General features: G+C 71.5%; 11 protein-coding genes and 1 pseudogene. 11 read left to right on the top strand and 1 reads right to left on the bottom strand.

Annotation, left to right across the window (positions count from 1 at the left end; translation table 11 throughout):
* Positions 1-2: 2 nt before the first annotated feature.
* From KMS84_RS00220 to KMS84_RS00175, 10 genes and pseudogenes are all read left to right on the top strand, one after another.
* Positions 3-1,307, top strand: coding sequence for an MFS transporter (locus KMS84_RS00220; protein WP_256913924.1), 1,305 nt, complete (start codon positions 3-5; stop codon positions 1,305-1,307).
* Positions 1,307-3,136 (top strand): non-ribosomal peptide synthetase, encoded by a 1,830-nt coding sequence (locus KMS84_RS00215; RefSeq protein WP_256913923.1) that lies wholly within the window; start codon positions 1,307-1,309, stop codon positions 3,134-3,136. Before KMS84_RS00220 ends, KMS84_RS00215 begins: the two co-directional genes overlap by 1 nt.
* The gene (locus KMS84_RS00210; protein WP_256913922.1) at positions 3,133-7,548 is read left to right on the top strand and encodes a non-ribosomal peptide synthetase; all 4,416 of its coding nucleotides are present in this window, start codon (positions 3,133-3,135) and stop codon (positions 7,546-7,548) included. Before KMS84_RS00215 ends, KMS84_RS00210 begins: the two co-directional genes overlap by 4 nt.
* On the top strand, positions 7,545-8,831 hold the full coding sequence (locus tag KMS84_RS00205; RefSeq protein WP_256913921.1) for an ATP-grasp domain-containing protein: 1,287 nt from the start codon (positions 7,545-7,547) through the stop codon (positions 8,829-8,831). The genes KMS84_RS00210 and KMS84_RS00205 overlap by 4 nt, the downstream gene beginning before the upstream one ends.
* Positions 8,832-8,884: 53 nt before the next feature.
* Positions 8,885-9,928: a zinc-binding dehydrogenase gene (locus KMS84_RS00200; RefSeq protein WP_256913920.1), complete on the top strand. Its 1,044-nt coding sequence runs from the start codon at positions 8,885-8,887 to the stop codon at positions 9,926-9,928.
* A gap of 107 nt (positions 9,929-10,035) precedes the next feature.
* Positions 10,036-10,740, top strand: a complete 705-nt coding sequence (locus KMS84_RS00195) for a TauD/TfdA dioxygenase family protein (protein WP_256913919.1) — start codon at positions 10,036-10,038, stop codon at positions 10,738-10,740.
* 20 nt (positions 10,741-10,760) lie between these two features.
* The gene (locus tag KMS84_RS00190; protein ID WP_256913918.1) at positions 10,761-12,320 is read left to right on the top strand and encodes an acetolactate synthase large subunit; all 1,560 of its coding nucleotides are present in this window, start codon (positions 10,761-10,763) and stop codon (positions 12,318-12,320) included.
* A gap of 49 nt (positions 12,321-12,369) precedes the next feature.
* Entirely contained in the window at positions 12,370-13,293 is a 924-nt protein-coding gene (locus tag KMS84_RS00185) for an NAD(P)-dependent oxidoreductase (RefSeq protein ID WP_256913917.1), read from the top strand.
* Positions 13,294-13,456: 163 nt separating this feature from the next.
* A pseudogene (locus KMS84_RS00180) lies at positions 13,457-13,550 on the top strand (IS5/IS1182 family transposase); the annotation flags it as partial.
* 565 nt (positions 13,551-14,115) lie between these two features.
* The gene (locus KMS84_RS00175) at positions 14,116-17,355 is read left to right on the top strand and encodes a Tat pathway signal protein (protein ID WP_256913916.1); all 3,240 of its coding nucleotides are present in this window, start codon (positions 14,116-14,118) and stop codon (positions 17,353-17,355) included.
* A 490-nt stretch (positions 17,356-17,845) separates the two neighbouring features.
* On the opposite strand, the gene KMS84_RS00170 is transcribed toward KMS84_RS00175, so the two are convergent.
* The gene (locus KMS84_RS00170) at positions 17,846-18,244 is read right to left on the bottom strand and encodes a nuclear transport factor 2 family protein (protein ID WP_256913915.1); all 399 of its coding nucleotides are present in this window, start codon (positions 18,242-18,244) and stop codon (positions 17,846-17,848) included.
* Between the two features lie 371 nt (positions 18,245-18,615).
* On the opposite strand from KMS84_RS00170, the gene KMS84_RS00165 reads away from it, so the two are divergent.
* Entirely contained in the window at positions 18,616-19,473 is an 858-nt protein-coding gene (locus KMS84_RS00165; RefSeq protein WP_256913914.1) for a DMT family transporter, read from the top strand.
* The last annotated feature ends 14 nt before the right edge of the window (positions 19,474-19,487 follow it).

Genomic DNA, 19,487 nt, shown 5'->3' with positions numbered 1-19,487 from the left:
CCGTGCGCCGCCTCATACCCCTGTCCGGACCGCTGCTCCGGCTCGCGATGGTGAACTTCCTGGCCAGCATCGGCTTCGGGATGTACGCCTCCGGAAACGCGATCTACTTCACCCGCTACGTCGGACTCCCGGTGTCCCAGGTCGGCGTCGGCCTGACCGTCGCCGGCCTCGTCTGGCTTCCCCTCTCCATTCACCTGGGGCAGTTCGCCGACAAGGTCGGAGCGCGCCGGGCGACCGTCGTCATGGGCGTGGCGCAGGTGCTGCTGCTCGTCGCCGCGACCGCGGTCCACGGGCTCGCGGAGTTCGTCGTCGTGGTCTCCCTGCTCGGCGTCTTCGTCCAGGGAGGCTGGATCTGCCGCGAGGCGCTCGTCGCGGAGATGGTGGAAGGCGAGGCCCGGGTGAGCGTCTCCGCCTACCTGCGCAGCGCGTTCAACGTGGGGATCATCCTCGGCGCGCTCGCCGCGGGGCTCGCCCTGACCCTGGACGACGCACCCGCCTACCTCGGACTCATCTCGGGCAGTGCCCTGGCCGAGGCGGCGGCGACCGTCCTGTGCCTGGGGCTGCCGAAGCGAGAGGCGGGGCCGCAGCGGCGGGCCGACGCCGTGCCGATCCGCCACGCCGTGCGCGATGTGCCGTACCTGACGCTGTCGGTCCTCTACGGCCTGCTCGCCGTCGGGGACATCGTGCTGCGCATCGGCATCCCGCTGTGGATCGTGACGCTTTCGGGGCTGCCCCGGGGCCTCGGAGCCTGGCTCTACGGCCTCAACGCCGTCCTGGTCGTGGCCCTGCAGGTGCCGCTCAGCCGGGGCGCGGAGACCTTCGGAGGGGTGCGCAGGCTGCTGCTCCTCGCGAGCTTCGCCTCCACGGCGTCGTGCCTGGCCATCGCCGTGAGCGCCGGAGTGCCCGCCCTGGTCGGCGCGGGGGCCCTGGTGGCGTCGGTGGTGCTCCTGTCACTGAGCGAGGTGTGGAGCTCCGCGGCGGGCTGGAAGCTCCGGTACGAGCTTGCACCGGCCCGGGCCCAGGGCACCTGGGGCGGCGTCTTCGCCCTCGGCAGCTCGGTCAACCTCGTCGTCGGCCCCGCGGTGGTCACGCTCGTCGTCGAGCGGTACGAGGCGACCGGCTGGGCGGCGTTGGCCACGGGGTTCTTCCTGGTGGCCGCGGCGGTCGTGCCCGCGATGGCGTGGGCGCTACGGACGAGGGCCGCAGGCCCGGCGGACGAGGTCGCGTCGCAAAGGGCCGGGACGCAGGGGACCGGATCGCGCGGGGCCGAGGGGAAAGAGGCCAAGACGAAAGAGGTCAAGTCGTGATGGGCGCCAACGAATCCGAGGCCGTCGACGTGGCGGACGCCGTGCTCGCCGCGGCGCACCGCCACCCCGAGCGACCCGCGCTGGCCGCGGGGGACGAGTCCTGGACGTATGCCGAACTGACCCTCCACGCACGACGCGTCGAGCAATGCCTGCGCGACGGCGGCGTCCGAGCCGGTGATGTGGTGGCCGTCCAGGGCCGCAGAAGCCCACGAGTCGTGGCGGCGCTGCTGGGCGTCCTGCTGGCCGACGCCACGTACCTCGCGCTCGGCGAGAACGTGCCCGCCGCCCGCCTGCGGCACATGCTCGCCCAGGCGGCGCCCCGCGTGGTACTGGCCGAGGAGAGCACGGACCAGGAGCTGTTCCGGCGCGGCGGACCCGGCGGCCCGGTCGTGATGACGCACGGCGAGGCGGGCGGCCACGAACCTGCTCCGGAGCGGAGCCACGAGGGGCACACCACCCCTGCCGAGCGCGGGAACCTCCCCGCCTACCTCGTGTACACCTCCGGAACGACCGGCGTGCCCAAGGGAGTCGTCATCGCCAGACGCTCCCTGGCAGCTCACCGCAGAGCCGTCCACGCGCTCTTCGAACTGGTCCCGGAGGACCGGGTCCTGCAGGCGTCCTCGCTCACGTTCGACGTCGCCGCCGAGGAGATCTGGCCGGCCCTCGCCGCCGGCGCCCTGGTCGACATCCTCCCCACGGGCCTCGGCGACGTGAGCTATGACCGGCTCGGCCGGATCCTCCACGGACGCGGCATCACGGTGTGCAACCTGCCCGCCTCGTACTTCAGCGGCTGGGCCGCCCACCTGGACCAGAGCGACACGGCTCTGCCCACGCTGCGCCTGGTCGTCACGGGCAGCGAGGAACTGCCGGTGGAGGCGGCCCGTGGCTGGTGCTCCGCGGGGCGCCCCCGCCTCGTGCACGCCTACGGGGTCTCCGAGGCCACGATCACCTCGGTGGCCTGCGAGGTGACCTCGGACCTGACGGCGGGGGAGCGGGTCCCCATCGGCGTGCCGTTGTCCGGAGTGCGCACGGCGGTCGTCGACGAGCGGGGCGCCCCTGTACTCGCGGGGTCTGAGGGGCAGTTGCTCATCGGCGGGCCCGGCGTCGCTCTCGGCTACCTCGGCACGGATCCGCTCCCCGAGGACCGCTTCGTCCGGGGGACGCTCGGCGGAGCCGGGCACGGCACCTGGTACCGGACCGGGGACCGGGTGCGTGTGGAACGCGGTCTGCTCCACTTTCTGGGACGCGACGACGACCAGCTCAAGGTCAACGGCGTACGCGTCGAACCCGGCGAGATCGCCGCGGTACTGGCCGCGCAGCCCGCGGTGACAGACGCCAAGGTGTTCCAGATCGGCGAGACCCTCGTGGGCTGTGTGTGCACCCCGAGCCCCGTCGACCGGGCGTACCAGGAGACGGTGACCGGCCGGCTGCGCGCCCTGCTCCCCCCGGCCATGGTCCCCGCCGCGATCCTCGGCTGGGACGCTTTCCCCCTCACCGAGGGCGGCAAGGTCGACGTGCGGGCCCTGCGCGCGGCGGCCACGGCCCGCCTGGACGGCGGCACCGGACCCGAGGGCTCCCCTGACGTGCGGAGCGTCCTGCGGCGGCTGTGGCAGGACGCGCTCGGAGTGCGCGAAGTCGGCGCCGACTCCGACTTCTTCGCGCTCGGCGGCGGATCCCTCACGGCGGCCCGGCTCTCCAGCGCCCTGCTCAGGGAGACCGGCGTCACCGTCAAGCTCAGGACGGTCTTCGCCCACCCGCGCTTCGACGACTACCTCCAGCAGGTCGAGCTCGCCTCTGCCGGCAGGCCTGAACAGATCGGACCACAGTGACCAGCCAGCAACTCGAGCAGCGTGCGGCGGAGACGCCGCACGCCAGCCACCCGATGTCGTTCGAGCAGGAGTCGATCTGGCTCAACGACCAGTTCCAGGACGGCCACTCGCGGTACGTGGAGTCATGGGCCCACCGCATCGACGGCCGCCTCGACGTGCCCGCCGTCGAGGCCGCCCTCTCCGAGATCGTCCGGCGCCACGAGGCGCTGCGCACCCGCCTCCACCTGGCCGGGGAGCGGCCCGTGCAGACCGTCCTGCCCGCGGCGCCGGTCACGGTCACCAGGCGGTCGGTGCCCGCCGACCGGCTGGCCGAGGCCCTGCGCGAGGCGCTGACCGCGCCGCTCCCACTCGACGCCCCGCCGCTGCTCAGGGCGTACCTCTTCGAACCGGCCCGCAATGTGGACGGCGACGCGGTGCTCCTCGTCGCCCTGCACCACGCCGCGATCGACGGCACCAGCCTTCATCTGCTCGATGCCGAGTTCAGCGCCTGCTACCGGGCCGCCCTCGCAGGCACCGGGCATGGGCTGCCCGAACTGCCGCAGCAGATCGGCGGATACGCACAGCGCCGCCGTCGGTCGGCGCGCCTGACGGACGCCGCACACCTGGCGTACTGGCGGACCGCGATGCGCGACGCCCCCGACGAGACGGCCTTCCCCACCGATCGTCCGCGGGCGGCGGTGATGAGCCACCGCGGCGGACAGGTCGAGTTCACCCTCGATGCGTCGGTAGCCCGTGGCGTCGGCGCGCTCGCGGAGCAGCGCCACAGTTCGCCGTACGTGGTGCTGCTCGCCGCCCTGACCGCGCTCACACATCGGTTGAGCGGGCAGCGCGACCTGGTCGTCGGGACGCCGGTCTCGCTGCGGGACGAGCCCGCGGTCGACTCGATGATCGCTTGCCTTGCCGAAGTGCTGCCGGTACGTCAGAAGGTTGTTCCCGCGCAGTCGTTCGCGTCTTTGGTGGCCGCGACCCAGGAGGCCGTACTGGACACGGTCGAGCACAGGGAGGTCTCCTTCAGCCGGCTCGTCGGCGAGCTGGGCGTGGAGCGCACCCTCAGCAGGTTCCCGCTCTTCCAGATCGTCTTCACCGCCGACTCCCAGGAGGCCGCGGGGCTGAACCTGCCCGGCGCGAGCACCGAGCGGCTGTCACTCCACAACGGCACGGCGAAGTACGACGTCTTCCTGAGCGTGGTGCCCGAGGGCGACGGGCTGCGCGGCTTCCTGGAGTACTCGACCGACCTGTTCGACCAGCGCACCGCAGAACTCCTGGCGGAGCGTTATCGGATGGTGGTCGCGGACGCGGTGGCCCGCCCTGAGACCGCCCTTGCGGACCTGCGGATCCTGTCCGACGCCGAGGAGCGGCTCATCCGCGACTGCTGGACCTCGGGCCCTGACCAGCAGGGTCAGGATGCCCTCATACCCCTGGCGCACACGGTCTTCGCCGACCGAGCGCGGCGGACCCCTGACGCCCCCGCCGTGGTGCGCGGCGAGGACACCCTGTCCTACCAGGACCTCGACGCGTCGGCCGACGCCGTCGCGGCGCTGCTCGTCGAACGGGGACACGCGGGCCGTCGGGTGGCCGTCTGCGTGGAGCGCACCTTCGACCTGCCGGTCGCGGTCCTCGCGGTGCTCAAGGCGGCCGGCGCCTGCGTGCCGCTGGACGCCGGATACCCAGCCGAGCGCATCGGCCACATGCTCCGGGACAGCGGCGCCACGGTCCTGGTGACGCGGCGCTCGGTGGCCGCCGGGCTGACGCTTCCCGGCGACCTCCCCGTGATCTTCCTGGACGACGTTCCGCCGCACCGGGCCGCCGCGGGCGGAGCGGCGAAGGCCCCGTCCAGGCTGCCTGCCGTCGGTGACGACGACATCGCGTACGTGCTCTATACCTCTGGATCCACCGGCCGCCCCAAGGGCGTGGCCATGCCGCACCGCTCGCTGGCGGGCCTCGTCGACTGGCAGCATCGCCGCTCCCACTCCCGTCCGGGCGCCCGCACCCTTCAGTTCGCCCCCCTCAGCTTCGACGTCGCCTTCCAGGAGCTCTTCGCCACCTGGGCCTCCGGAGGCGCCGTCGTCCTGATCGACGACGCCGTGCGCACCGACCCCGAACGGTTGTGCGACGTGCTGAGCGAGCACCGCGTCGAGCGGCTCTTCCTGCCGTACGTCGCCCTACAGCAGCTCGCCCGCTACGCGTGCGCCGCAGAGCGCCGGTGCCCCTCGCTCAGGGAAGTGGTGACCGCCGGGGAGCAGCTCTTCGTCACGCCCGCGATCCGAAGGTTCTTCACCGACCTCACCCACGCGTCGCTGGAGAACCAGTACGGCCCGACGGAGACGCATGTGGTCACCTCGGAGCGCCTCGCAGGACCCCCCGCGTCCTGGCCCGAGCGCCCCTCCATCGGCCGTCCCGTCCCGGGCGCCCGCGTCTACGTGCTGGACGGCGCCCTGCGGCCGTGCCCGGTCGGCGCCACCGGTGAACTCCACATCGGCGGCCGGGCTCCCGCACAGGGCTACCTCGGTCTTCCCGAACTCACCGCCGAGCGGTTCCTGCGCGACCCCCACGTTCCGGCGCCCGGGCGTGTGTACCGCACCGGCGACCTGGCAAGGCTGCTGCCCGACGGCCGCATCGAGCTCCTCGGCCGCACCGACGACCAGGTGAAGATCCGTGGCCATCGGGTGGAGACGGGCGAGGTCGAGTCCGCCGTCAAGGCCGTTCCCGGAGTGGCCGACGCCGTGGTGGTCACGACCGACGGGGCGCCGGGGGACGGCAAGCGCCTCGTCGCGGGCTACCTCCCCGCCGCCGCGGACGGCATCACGCCCGAGGCCCTGCGGTCCGCCCTCCGCGACCGCTTGCCCTCCTTCATGGTGCCGGCCACGTGTGTGCCGCTGACCTCCTTCCCCTTGACGCCCAGCGGCAAAGTGGACAGGACAGCACTCGCACTCGATTGCGCCGGAAGGCAGGCGACGCCCCCGCCGGGCGAGCCCGCGCGCACGCCCACCGAGAAGCGGGTCAGCGAACTGTGCGCCGAGGTCCTCGGAATCGGCGCCGTCGGCGCCCTCGGTGTCGACGACGACTTCTTCGCGCGGGGAGGCGACTCCCTGCGCGCCGTGCGGCTGGCCCTCGCCCTGCGTGAGGAGTTCGGCGTCGCGTTCCCGATGAACTGCGTGTTCACCGCGCCCACGCCCGCGGCTCTGGCTCGGCTCGTGGACCGGCTCGGGCGGCAGCCGGAAGCCCCGGACCCGACGGCCGACCTGGTCCTGCCGCCGGACATCGTGCCCGCGCCGCAGGTACTCACCGTCGTCACCGACCCCGAGGAGGTGCTGCTCACCGGCGCCACCGGCTTCCTCGGCGCCTTCCTGCTGCGTGAACTCCTCATCCGCACGTCCGCCAGGATCCACTGTCTCGTGCGCGGTACCGACCAGGCGAACGCGGCACAGCGGCTGCGCGCGGCCCAGGAGGCGTACGGCATCGCGAACGAGGAGGCACAGGGGCGGATCGTCGTCCACGCCGGCGATCTCGGGCTGCCCCGGCTCGGCCTGCGCGAGGAGGTCTTCGACCGGCTCGCGCGCACCGTGGACGTCATCCACCACGCGGGAGCCAGCGTCAACCTCGCCCAGGCGTACGCTCAGTCGCGGCTCGCGAACGTCTGCGGCACCGTCGAGGTGCTGCGGCTCGCCGCGGCCCACCGCACGGTCCCGGTCCATCACATCTCGACGGTCGGGGTGTTCGCGGGACCGGCGCTCACCGCCCGCCGGCTCAGGCCCGACGAACCCCTCACCCCGGTCGAGGCGCTCGTGCACGGCTACACCCAGAGCAAGTGGGTGGCCGAGCGGCTGGTCGAGACCGCGAGGGAGCGCGGCCTTCCGGTGACCGTATACCGGCCGACCCGCATCGCGGGGGACTCCACCACCGGCGCCTGCCAGAGCGCGGATTTCCTGTGGCTGCTCCTCAAGGGCTGCGCGCAGGCGGGCCTCGCCCCACGCCTCGACGACGTCGCCTTCGACCTGGTCCCGGTGGACTACGTCAGCCGCGCCGTCGTCGCCCTGGCGAGCAACCCCGAGGCCGCGGGCAGGAACTTCCACCTCGCCGGTGTGCGGCTCATGCCGTTCGGCCGTGCCGTTGCGTGCGTGCGACGCGAGCTGGGCCTCTCCATCACGGGCGTGCCCGTACGGGAGTGGCTGCGCGCCATCGAGGCCCTGCCCGACAACGCCGCCTTCCCGCTGCTGGGCGTCATGGGCGACGGTCGCGACCCCGACCGAGAGGGCAGCGTCCGCTTCGATGCGACCGACACCCGCCGGCTGCTGCGGGACACGGGCATCACCTGCCTGGACATCGATGCGAAGGCCTTCGCGGGCTACGTGCGGTACTTCGCCGATTCCGGGTTCTTCCCGACGGCCGTCGACGAGGGGAGCCGGCGATGAGCGCTTCGGCACCGAGTCCGGACACACCGCGGATCCTGCTCCTGGGCGGGACCGCGGAGAGCGCGCGGAAGGCGGCGGAATGCGGCCTAGCCGTGGTGAACGTCGACAAGCCCGCCCTCTTCGAACCCTCCGCCATGGAGCACTGCGCGCAGACCCACCTGATCGACTACCAGGACATCGGCCTGGTCACGGCGCTGGCCGGGGCGCTGCACCGACACGTTCCGTTCACCCGGGTCCTGAGCCAGACCGAGGCGGGTCCCCTGGTCGCGGGGCACCTCACCACGGCCCTGGGCCTCGCGGGCAACGGCGTCGACGTGACCCGCGTGCTCCACGACAAACTCGCCCTGCGCGGCCTCCTGAACACCCGGGACCTGGGCCGGGTCGCCGCGGCGCGCGGGACCACCCACGCATCGCTGCGGGACTTCGTCGCCCATCACGGCGGGGCGGTGGTGAAGCCGACGATGGGGTCGGGCAGCCTCGCGGTGCGCAAGGTCCGCTCGCCGGGCGAGGCGGCCGAGGCCTGGGACTGGCTGGCCTCGTTCGGCGTAGGCGACTTCATGATCGAGGAACTCCTGATCGGCCCCGAAATCAGCGTGGAGAGCTTCTCCGTGGCGGGTCGGCACTTCGTCCTCGCGATCACCGGCAAGGACAACGGCGACGGCGTGGTCGCGCTGGGCCATGTCGTTCCGGCGGAGGTGAGCCGGGACGAGGCCTGCGCGGTCGCCGCGCTCGTCTGCCGGATGCTGGACGCCGTCGGCCTCGTTGAGGGCCCCGCGCACACGGAGGTCATCCTCACCGCCGACGGGCCGCGCGTGGTGGAGTCCCACAACCGCTGCGCGGGAGGGCACATCAACGAACTCGTGGCCATGGTGTACGGCGTCGACCTGGAACGGCTCACGTACCGACTGGCTCTCCCCGCCCCGGTCACCGTTCCGCAGCCGGCCGCCGACGGCGCCGCCGCGGTGCGCTTCCTCACGCCGCCCGCCGGGCGCGTGGAGTCGGTCGAGGGCGTCGACGAGGCACGCGCGGCCGATGGTGTGGTGCGCGTCGAGGTCAAGGCCGAGCCGGGCCAGGACGTCCGCCCGCTGCACTGGTCGGAGGACCGGTCCGGGGTGGTCGTGGTGCGCGCGGAGAACAGCGCGGCCGCCGCGCGCAGGGCCCGACAGGTCGCCGAGTCGATCGAGATCCGCACCAAACCGTCCGAGCGGCAACCCTCGACGACGATGGGCGAACTGCTCGCCGCCGCGGACGAGGTGCTCGATCCGTTCGCCCAGGTCCAGTAGGCCCAAGTTTCGCACGCCCAAGGTCAGTTCGCTCAACAGGAAGGCTGCCACGCATGCGCGCCACCGTCATCCACGCCTCCCACGACGTACGAGTGCAGGAGGTGCCCGACCCGGTGATCCGCCGGCCCACCGACGCCGTGGTCCGGGTCGTGCTCTCCTGCGTCTGCGGCACCGACCTGTGGGCGTACCGGGGCGTGGCCGACTTCGAGCCGGGCCAGCGCATCGGCCACGAGTTCGTCGGCGTCGTCGAGGACGTCGGCGCCGACGTCGTGGGCTGCGCCGCCGGCGACCTGGTCGTCGTGCCGTTCGTCTGGTCGGACGGCGAGTGCGGCTACTGCGCCGAAGGGCTCACCACGTCGTGCGAACGGGGAGGCTTCTGGGGCACGCAGGGGTCGGACGGCGGCCAGGGCGAGGCGGTGCGTGTGCCGTATGCCGACGGCACCCTCGTACGCCTCCCGAACGAGGCGGCGTCCGACCGGCGGCTGCTCACCGCGCTCCTGACGCTGTCCGACGTGCTGGGGACCGGCCACCACGGCGCGGTCGGTGCGGGCGCGGGGCCCGGCGCGACGGTGGCCGTCGTCGGTGACGGCGCTGTCGGACTCTGCGCTGTGCTGGCCGCGAAGCGTCTGGGCGCCGAACGGATCATCACGCTCGGCAGGCATTCCGCCCGTACGGACATCGCGCGGTCCTTCGGCGCGACCGACGTCGTCCCCGAGCGTGGGGAGGAGGCGGTCGAGGCCGTGCGCGAACTGACTCGCGGCCGGGGTGTGCCCGCGGTCATCGAGGCCGTGGGGACTGCGCAGTCCCTGTGGACGGCGGTGCAGATCACCAGGGACGGCGGCTCGATCGGCTGCGTCGGCGTGCCGCACGGCAGCAACACGGGCCTGGACCTCAACGACGTCTTCGAGCGGAACGTCGCGCTGCGCGGCGGCGTCGCACCCGTGCGGACCTACATTCCGCAGCTGCTGCCCGACGTGCTGGACGGGGTGATCGACCCGTCGCCGGTGTTCGACCTGACGGTCGGACTCGACGGCGTGCCGGGCGGCTACAAGGCCATGGACGAGCGAACGGCTCTGAAAGTGCTCGTCAGTTACTGAACGTCCCCCTTGAATTCCCCATGCGAGAAAAGCCAATGAACAGCAAGCGCCAACCGAATGGAGTGACCGTGGCTAAGTGGCCCGACAGTGTTGTCTCATGCGTCGACATGAACGGCGACGAGCTGGCCGGCGACGTACTGAGGTACGCGTTCCGCCAACTGCTCGGCAACAACGGATACGTACACGTCGTGGACGTCCCCGAATCCTTCGACCACGTCGCCTTCCTCAAGGAGCTGGGGGAGTTCCAGCCCACGCCCACCGGCACCCTCGTCGGGGACGTGAAACCCGAGCGCGGCATGGACGACGTCAACCACGGTCAGAATCGCGGGGGGTTGCAGCCCCATACGGAGGGATACGAGTTCCGCGGCACGCCACCGCGGTATCTCGCGCTGTGGTGCGTCAAGCCGGCCGAGGGGCGCGGCGGCGAGACCACGATGCTCGACGGCAACCGGGTTCTCGCGGAGTTCGACGCGAGCGAGCGGCAGCACTTCCTCGACACCGTCTACCAGTGGAAGTCCACGGAGGGTCTCGCCCGCCGCGGCGTGGTGCCCACGGCGGAGCACCCGGTCCTGGAAGAGCGCGACGGCGAGCTGATCTTCCGCTACTCGACCAGCTACCTGGAGATACCCGAGGGCGACGAGCTGGCACGGCGTCTGATCGACCGCGGCGGAGCCCTTTACGAGGACCACCACATCGCCATCCGCTACCAGAAGAGGGACCTCGTGGTCTGGGACAACTGGCGGATGCTGCACTCCCGCAACGCCTTCGAGGACCCGCAGCGGCACCTCAAGCGCGTCCAGATCGCAGGCTGACCCCGAAAGGCTGGCACACCATGAACGGCGCCCGAGCAGTGCTCAACACCCTTGTGCACGGTGGCATCGACGTCTGTTTCACGAATCCGGGCACCTCCGAGATGCACCTCGTCGCAGCCATGGTCTCGACTCCGGAGATCCGCGGTGTCCTCTGTCTGTTCGAGGGGGTGGCCACGGGCGCCGCCGACGGGTACGGCCGGATGGCGGGCAAGCCCGCTTCGACACTGCTGCACCTGGGGCCCGGCCTCGGCAACGGTCTTGCGAACCTGCACAACGCCCGCCGCGCGGGTACGCCGCTGATCAACCTGGTGGGCGACCATGCGACGTACCACAAACCGTTCGACGCGCCCTTGGACTCCGACATCGAGAGCATGGCCGCGACGGTGTCGGCGTGGGTGCGCAGGACGGAGCGTTCCGCCGACGTGGGGCAGGACGCCGCCGACGCCATCCGGGCTGCCCGGACTCCGGTCGGCCACCTCCCGGGGGGCGTCGCCACGCTCGTCCTGCCGTCGGACGTCTGCTGGTCCGACGGCGGAATCTCCGTGCCCGTGCCTGTCGCGCAGGCCCCGTCGTTCGACGAGGTCGAGGTAGAGCGGATCGCCAAGACCCTGCGCGAGAACGAGGGGTGCCTCCTGCTCGTCGGAAGCGGCAACATGCGGCGCGCGGGCCTGGCGGCGGCGAGCCGCATCGCCGCCGCGACCGGGGCCGAGGTCCTGGCTGAGAAGTCCCCGGCACGGCACGAGCGAGGGGCGGGACTCCCGCGCTTCGACCGGTTGCCCTACCCCAGGGACCTGGCGGTACGACGCCTCGCCGGAGCACGGCATCTCGTCCTCGCCGGCACGCGCGAGCCCGTCTCGTTCTTCGCCTATCCGGGCAAGCCGAGCACCCTGATCCCGGCCGGGTGCGACGTGCACGACCTCGGCGCCGCGCCTGGAGCCCTCGAATACCTGGCCGATCTGGTGGCACCCGGCACCGCGCCGCTCGTCACCGAGGCGGATCGGCCGGGGCTGCCGAGCGGCGAGCTGACGGCCCAGAAGGCCGCGGCCGTCATCGGTGCGCTGATGCCGGAGGGGGCCGTCGTGGTCGACGAGGCCATGACGTCCGACCAATGGCTGCCGAGTGCCACCGCCGGCGCGCCCGTGCACGACTGGCTCAACATCACCGGCGGTTCCATCGGCATGGGCATGCCGGTCGCCACGGGCGCGGCCATCGCCTGCCCGGACCGTCCCGTCCTCAGTCTGGAGGCGGACGGCAGCGCGATGTACACCCTCCAGTCGCTGTGGACCCAGTCGCGCGAGCGCCTCGATGTGACCACGGTCGTCTTCAACAACGCCTCGTACGCGATCCTCGACTCCGAGCTGCGGCGGGTTGGAGCGTTCGTGGGCGAGGAGGTGCGGCGCAGCCGGTCGTTCATCGACATTCCGGGGCTCGACTTCGTGGCGATGGCGAACGGCATGGGAGTCCCGGCGACGCGGGCTCGCACGGCCGAGGAGTTCACCCGTCAGCTGCGCGCGGCTGTCGCGGAACCGGGCCCGCACCTCATCGACGCGGTGGTGCCGCCCGTCACTGGCGGGTCCTGACCTCCCTGACCGCCCCGAACGCCGCCACCCCCGAAAGGAAGGAAGAACGGTGCCCACTCCCGTGTTCCGGCAGGTCTCCCTCCTGCCCGGCGTATGGCCGTCCCCATGCCTCCTCGACGCCCTGCGCCCGCTGAGCCAGAGGCCGCCGCTGCACCTGACCCACTGGCCGTCACCGGACTCAGACACGGGACAATCCTTCGCGCGGACGGACGCCCTGCTGGCGGGCTGGAAGGACCATCTCGACGCTGAGCGCCTGAGCCAACTGCCCGCCCTGCGGTACGTGGGTCTGCGCGCCACGTCCACCGATCGGGTTGACCTGGACCACGCACGGCGCGAGGGCATCACCGTGTCGCCCATCTACGGCTACGGCGACATCGGCACGGTCGAGTTCGTGATCGAGCAGCTCCTCGCCCATACGCGGCACAGCGGGCAGACACCGGGGGAGTTGGCGGGGCGGCGCCTGGGGCTCATCGGCTACGGCCCCGTAGCCCGGCGCGTCGCCGCGGTCGCCACTGCGCTGGGCATGCGGGTCCTCTTCCACACGCCGACTCCCCGCTGCACGGAGGAGGGCGATGCGCGCTGGGCCCCGCTGGCCGAGGTGCTCGGCTCCGCGGACTGCCTGTCCTTCCACTCACCGGCCTACCAGCATGTCGTCACGCTCAAGGACCTGCGCCTGATCCCCGGGGACGCCTTCGTCGTCGTGACGACGCTGGGCCTGCCCATGGCGGAGAGCGACCTGCGCACCTGGCAGTCGGGCCGTGCAGGCCGCGTGTCCCTGGACTCGTGTGCGGCTCACGACGCCGGCGACCCCGTGCAACGGGTCCCGGGCATCGACGTTCACGATCTCTACGCGGCACGGACCACCGAGTCGGTCAAACGGGCGGAAACCCAACTGGTCCAGAACCTCATGGCAGCGCTCCGCCCGGGAGCTGCAACGGTGTCCGGCCTTGCCGCCCAGAGATCGTCTAGGTGATCAGGTGATGAGAGATCCTGCTGGTCATGGTGCGTCGCCATGAGCCTTCGGATGCCGAGTGGGCTGTGTTGTCGCGGTTGTTGCCGGGTTCGGGGACGGCGGGCCGGCCTCGTTCGAACGACCGGCTGGTACTGAACGGCATCGTGTGGAAGCGGGTGATCACGCATTTGGCCGATCCCGTGGGGGACTGAGTACGAAAGTCCACCTGGCCTGCGACGGGCGCGGCCGCCCTCTCGGCTTCGTCTTATCGGGCGGCAACGTCAACGACTGCACTCGCCTCGAGCAGGTGATGGACTCGGTCAGCGTGCCCAGGGTCGGGCCCGGGCGTCCACGCACCCCCGCCCGACCATGTGGTCGCCGACAAGGGCTACTGCTCTCAAGAAAGATCCGCACCTACCTGCGACGACGCGGCAAGGAATTCCGCCGCCTCCCCCTGCGCCGAGCGGTCACGCAGAGCCCGCTCCATCGACTCGACCACCGCCTCGTGGGGCCGCGGGGAGGGTTCTCGCAGCTCAGATGAGAACGCACCCCGCGAGACCACGCGGACCGCATCCAACACCTGCCTGCCACCGATTCGTCCGGCAAGTCGGGGTGAACCCGGCGGGACCTGATGCGGCTCGACTCCGGCCAACCGCAGGCGACCAGCATGCGACGGCATCCTCCTGCCCGGCCCGCATCACCGACCGGGTGGCGGGCCACCGCTGAAACCGCAGCGCACCCACCCCGCCCCCGGCTCCTTCTCCCCCCGGAAAACGCGCGAGTGCCGTGTCGTACTCGTGTGCGATCATCGCCTCAACGACCGCTGTTCCAGGGGGGATTCAGATGACCGAAGCGGATTCCTGTCCGCCTGCGAGATGGCGGCGGGCCGTGGCGCTGCTCGCCGCCGTCCCGCTGCTCGCCTCGTTGCTCAGCCTCACCGCGGCGGGCACCGCGAAGGCTGACGATCCTGTCGCCCCGGCGTGCGCGACGCTCGCCGTCGCACCGTTCGGGGATCCGGGGGATGCCATAGGAGAGGCGACCGTCGCGGGCGACGCGAGCACCTGCTACACCATCACCGCCGAGACACCCGGCCTCTACCAGGTGTCGCTGAACGACAGCAGCTACCAGGGGTACACCACCCTCCAGGCCGCCGACGGCACCCCCGTGGACTGCGACGGAGACAACTGGACCACGTGGCGGATGTGCACGGTCCCCGCGGCGGGCACGTACACGCTGTCGGTCTTCAACCGTGACTGGCAACCCCAGGACACCGCCGTCACCTTCGTGTCGCTCGCCTCCACCCGCGGCTGCGCCGACCCGGCCGGCACCCGTTGGGACCAGCCGGACCCCGCCCGTACGACGGTCAGTCCTGTGGAGGTCGACTGTCAGCCTTTCGAGGCCGCGCCCGGCGAGCGGATCCGGCTCACCCAGGGTTCGAAGGTCTACGGCGAGTCCATCGCCTGGATCACGGACGAGACCGGCGCCCGGATCTGCCCCCACTTCCCCGAGAACGACGAGAACACGTGCGCGCTGCCGGGTGACGGCCCCTACCGGGTCGTCTCCCGCGTCTCCTACACGGAACGGGGCTTTCCCGCCGACTACGCGGTGAAGGCCCGCCGGCTCGATGATCCGCAGGGGTGCACCACCGCCCCGGTCCGTCCGTTCGGGCCGCTTGCCGCGCAGGACGCGACCACCAACCCCTGCTTCACCTTCACCGCCGATCGGGCCGGCCCGTACGACGTGCACTACGTGAGCGAGAACCAGGACACCGGCCCAGTCCGGGTCTACGACGCCGCCGGGCTGACGGTGTGCCAGGCCGCGGCCGGCCTCTGCGCCCTCCCGGCCGCGGGAACCTACACCGCCGTCCTCGACGGGTCCTACCCCTTCCATGACCAGCGAGACGGGCTGATCGTCCTCGACCGCGCGTCGGACGCCGGGTGCGTTGCCGTCGGGACCGGTTATCACCGGGGAGAGCTGACCAAGGCGGGGCAGTACGACTGCCTGACGCTGCCCTATCCGCAGAGTGCGCGGATCGCCGCCCTCACGCCGCTCTCCTCGCCCGGCGTGGACGCCGAGGTGGAGGTCGTCGACCGGTACGGTACCCCGCAGTGCGACGCGGGCAAGCTCGCCGGTGGCGACTGCGCGCTGACCGGAGCGGCCCCCTACCGAGCGCTGGTGCACACCGAGGATGCCGACGGCGAGGCCACCGGCCTGTACACATTGGCCTTCCATCGCACCGACACCTCCGAAGGCTGCGCCGTGCTGCCCGTCGGCGGCTTCACCGCCGACGGCGCGAAGGCCACGTTCCGGACGGGCGACGGAGTCTTCTCCCATTGCCTGGGCATCTCGGCGAACGCCCACACCCCTGCCGAGGTCTTCCAGCTGGTCGCCACGTCCGGAACCGCGAGCGCCGGCTTCTCCGTGGTGGACGCCGCAGGCAAGAAGGTCTGCGAGCACCTGGCCAGCACCAACGGCTGGACGGTCTGCCCGCTGACGCCCGGCAAGGCCCATACCGTGCTGGTCACCGGCCGGGACCAGGCGGCCACGTACACGCTGGCCCGGCGCGACATCAGCGCCACCGCATCTTCGGCGGGTTGTGCGAAGACCGCGGCGGCCAAGGTCGGCGGGCCGTCCGTGCCGGGCACGGCCGGCGCACCCGGCACCCTCACCTGCCAGCAGGTCACCACCGGCGCGGCCACCGACGTCGTGCACGTCAACGTGCGTGACGCCCTGGGTACCGCCAACTCGGCGGTCGTCGGCGGCGACGGGGTGCTGGAGTGCGCCTTCCGCAACGTCTCCTGCGCGGTCACCGGCTACACCACTCACCAGGTGCTCGTGCAGACCCCGGTCACGCTGAAGGCGGCGCCCGAGTACCGGCTGGACGCCCTGCGGATCGCGACCGCGGAGGGTCCGGCACCCGAGTGCACCCGGGTCCCGTCGGTCGCCTACGGCTACGGCCCGGTCACCGGCACGCTCGACGAGGCGCACAGCGCAGTGTGCGCAGTGCTGCCGACCGCCCGGTTCGACCGCTTCACCGCCGACGTCAAGGACACCTCCGGGGCGACGACGACGGCAGTGCCCGCCCTCTACAGCGCCAAGTGGGTCAACGGCTGCCAGCTGTGGACCACCCCCTACGAGTGCGCCGCAGGCACGGACGCCGCGGCCAGCCCGACGGTGTTCCTGCTCGGCCTTCCCGAGAAAGCGTCCGCCACCTCCTACAGCGCCAAGTTGACCTGCATGGCGTCGCTGTGCGGCACGGACCGCCCTGACGCGACGGCGGTGACGCCCCAGACGGGTACCGCCGGCAGCAAGGTCACTTTGAAGGTTACCGGTACCGCGCTCGGCGCCGACGCCCTGGTGGTGCTGGACGGCGGCGCCACGAGGCTGGTCGCCACGACTGCATCGGTGTCCGCGGACAACCGGACGCTGACCACGACCGTGGGCCTGTCGGGCGTGGCCTCGGGCACGACGTGGAGCGTCAGCGTGATCCAGCGGGGCATCCGGTACCCGTGCGGGTCGTTCACGGTGACCGCGCCGGCCCTGGCGAACACCGCGGCCCCCAAGGTGACGGGCACGGCCAAGGTAGCCGCCAAGGTCACAGCAGCTTCGGGCAGCTGGTCGACGGCGCCGTCCTCCTACACCTACCGGTGGAACGCCGACGGCCGGGCGATCGCGGGAGCTACGGCCTCTTCCTACACCGTGCCCGCGGCGCTGCTCGGCAAGAAGCTCACGGTGACCGTGACGGCGGCCCGCAGCGGCTGGACGTCCGCCTCGGCGACGTCGGCGGCGGTGACCGTCGTCAAGGGTGACGCGCCCAGGGAGACCAGGGCACCGGTGATCAGCGGCACGGCGAAGGTCGGCAGGACGCTGAAGGCCACGGGCGGGACCTGGAGCCCGGCTGCCACGTCCTACGCGTACCAGTGGTACGCGAGCGGCAGGGCGATCAGTGGGGCGACCCGGTCCTCGCTGGTGCTGAAAGCGGCGCAGAAAGGCAAGAAGATCAGTGTGAAGGTGGTCGCGCACCGTACCGGACACCTGGACGGTTCGGCGTCGAGCAAGGAGACCGGCGCGGTCGCCCGGTAGGACCTCCGCGGCGTGACCGGGCCTGCGTCGGCCCGAATTCCATTTCGCCGCCCTATTCCTCCCGCCCCCGAATCGGGTGTCGATCGGACGCTCAAGTTGGCCATCCTGACGAGCAGTGCGGGGCGTCCCCCATCTTGACCGGTGAAGCCGAGCGAGAGGTAGGTGTGGTGGCCAGCGGGGTTCGGGGGCGATCAGGTCCGTCAGGTCCTCACGACGGCAGACCGATTGATCGATAGGTCAGCAAGGCCGACGTTGCTCCGTCGGTCGGGAAGGAACGCCCGTGCCGGCGGTAGTCAACGAGCTGGTCGAGTCCGCCCAGGCCCGGTGGCGGGCTGTGAAGGCACCCCACCTTGTCACCCTCGTCCGCGTCGTAGCTCGCTTCGAACGCGGCCACCTAGTAGTGCTTCCCTAGCTTCTGGGCTTGGTACTTCCCCACCGATCCGACAAGAAGGGAGGGCGGTATGCCTGTCCAGCCCGTGCTCGACAGGCTTCAGGGCTGGTCGTACCAGGCTACTGCTGCGATCTGCCAGCCGTCCGAGGTGCGGACGAACTGGATGGTCTTGGTCCCGCCACCTTCGAACAGCTCACCGTCCAAGATCCCGGATTTGCGGTACTCGCTGAACCGTGCCGCAACATCGCCCGCGATCTCGGTTCGTTCGGAGACCTCCCACTCGGAGAACTCGACCAGCCGACCGTCCGTCAGCAGGCGCTGGCGGGGCTCGATGAACTCGTCCACGGTGTAGACCGTGAACTCAGGGCCGGTCTTGACGATCACACCGCTTGGGAGAACGAACCGGCGGATCCGGGCCACATCGGCAGCCTTGCCGCCACGGTTGTCAAAGGTGCCGAAGAACTCGGCGGTCACTGCGTCGATCTCGGTCTTGGACATGGCGCGAAGGTAACACCGAAGGGAGCGTACACATCAGGCCGCCGCCGATAGCGCCGCAGGCTGTGGCCCGCGGGCGGCTCAGTGAGGGGGCCCGCCGCGAGGCGAGCCGAAATCCAGCCCCGGGCCGTCGGCAGCCTGACACCGGGCGGGCAACGAGGCCTAGGGTGAAAGCAGTCGAGCCCGCTGGAGCCGCGCGCTACAGTTCCCCCATGCGTTCCATGATCTTGCCGCCGCCCGGCCGCTAGCGGGCGGCACAAAGGCCAGCTGCGACCTCGGCCACACAGTTGCCGGGGCGATGGGTGCCGTCCGCACACCGCGCGGACCCCTTACGGCCATCCATCATGGAGACGCACCGCATGACCACGCATGTCATGACGCCGCTACGACGCGGCCTCCTCCTCGTTTCAGCCGCAGCGATCGCCTGGGGAGCCGGCGGCGCGGCAGCGGAGGAACTCTTCCGCACCTCTGGACTCGGCCCCATAGCCGTGTCGTTCTGGCGCTTCGCCATCGCCGCTACTTTCCTGGCCGTACGGCACCTGCGACGTGCCGCTTCGGCCAGGCCCGTCCCCGACTGGCGCACCTGCCTCGTCACCGGCATCGCCCTGGCGGCCTACCAGACCGCCTACTTCGGCGCCGTGCAGGACGCAGGACTTGCACTGGGCACGCTGATCACACTCGGTGCGAGCCCGATCCTGGTCAGCGCGGGAGCACACGTCCTGCTCGACGAACGACTCAGCAAGCGCGGTGCCGCCGCGATCGGGATCGCTCTCACGGGCCTGTTGCTTCTGGTCGCGCATCCAGGTTCCGGGTCCCGTCCCCTCATGGGCGTCATGCTGGCCCTTCTCTCGGCCGTCGGCTACAGCGCCGTCACCCTGTGGGCCCGCAAGGCAGGTACCACGAGCGCGGGCGCGACCACCTGGGCAGCGGGAGCACTATGCCTCCTGCCATTCGCGCTGACCCAAGGAGTCTGGCCCCGCAGTGCGCACATCACCGAGTCCACCAGCTGGCTGATCTTCCTGGGCGTAGTGCCGACTCTGCTGGCCTACCGCTGGTACTTCGCCGGGCTGACCACGGTCCCCAGTACCACCGCCGCCGTCCTCGTGCTCCTCGAACCGGCCACGGCCGCTCTCCTTGCCGTTCTGCTGGGCGAGCAGATCAGCTCGGCCCTCATACTCGGATCGATCCTGCTACTGACGGCTATCGCCGTCCTGGCCCGCGACCAAGCCTGAGCTTGTGGCCCTCG

The organism is Streptomyces hilarionis (genome assembly GCF_024539675.1).
GTDB classification, from domain to species: Bacteria; Actinomycetota; Actinomycetes; order Streptomycetales; family Streptomycetaceae; genus Streptomyces; species Streptomyces hilarionis.
Note: the sequence above shows the minus strand (reverse complement) of the source record. Positions and strands in the feature narration are given on the sequence as shown.

Excerpts from the sequence above, each read along its gene's own strand:
- KMS84_RS00215 (WP_256913923.1), top strand. The coding sequence starts at position 1,307 with ATGGGCGCCAACGAATCCGAGGCCGTCGACGTGGCGGACGCCGTGCTC.
- KMS84_RS00190 (WP_256913918.1), top strand. The coding sequence starts at position 10,761 with ATGAACGGCGCCCGAGCAGTGCTCAACACCCTTGTGCACGGTGGCATC.
- KMS84_RS00170 (WP_256913915.1), bottom strand. The coding sequence starts at position 18,244 with ATGTCCAAGACCGAGATCGACGCAGTGACCGCCGAGTTCTTCGGCACC.
- KMS84_RS00205 (WP_256913921.1), top strand. The coding sequence starts at position 7,545 with ATGAGCGCTTCGGCACCGAGTCCGGACACACCGCGGATCCTGCTCCTG.
- KMS84_RS00165 (WP_256913914.1), top strand. The coding sequence starts at position 18,616 with ATGACGCCGCTACGACGCGGCCTCCTCCTCGTTTCAGCCGCAGCGATC.
- KMS84_RS00200 (WP_256913920.1), top strand. The coding sequence starts at position 8,885 with ATGCGCGCCACCGTCATCCACGCCTCCCACGACGTACGAGTGCAGGAG.
- KMS84_RS00195 (WP_256913919.1), top strand. The coding sequence starts at position 10,036 with ATGAACGGCGACGAGCTGGCCGGCGACGTACTGAGGTACGCGTTCCGC.
- KMS84_RS00175 (WP_256913916.1), top strand. The coding sequence starts at position 14,116 with ATGACCGAAGCGGATTCCTGTCCGCCTGCGAGATGGCGGCGGGCCGTG.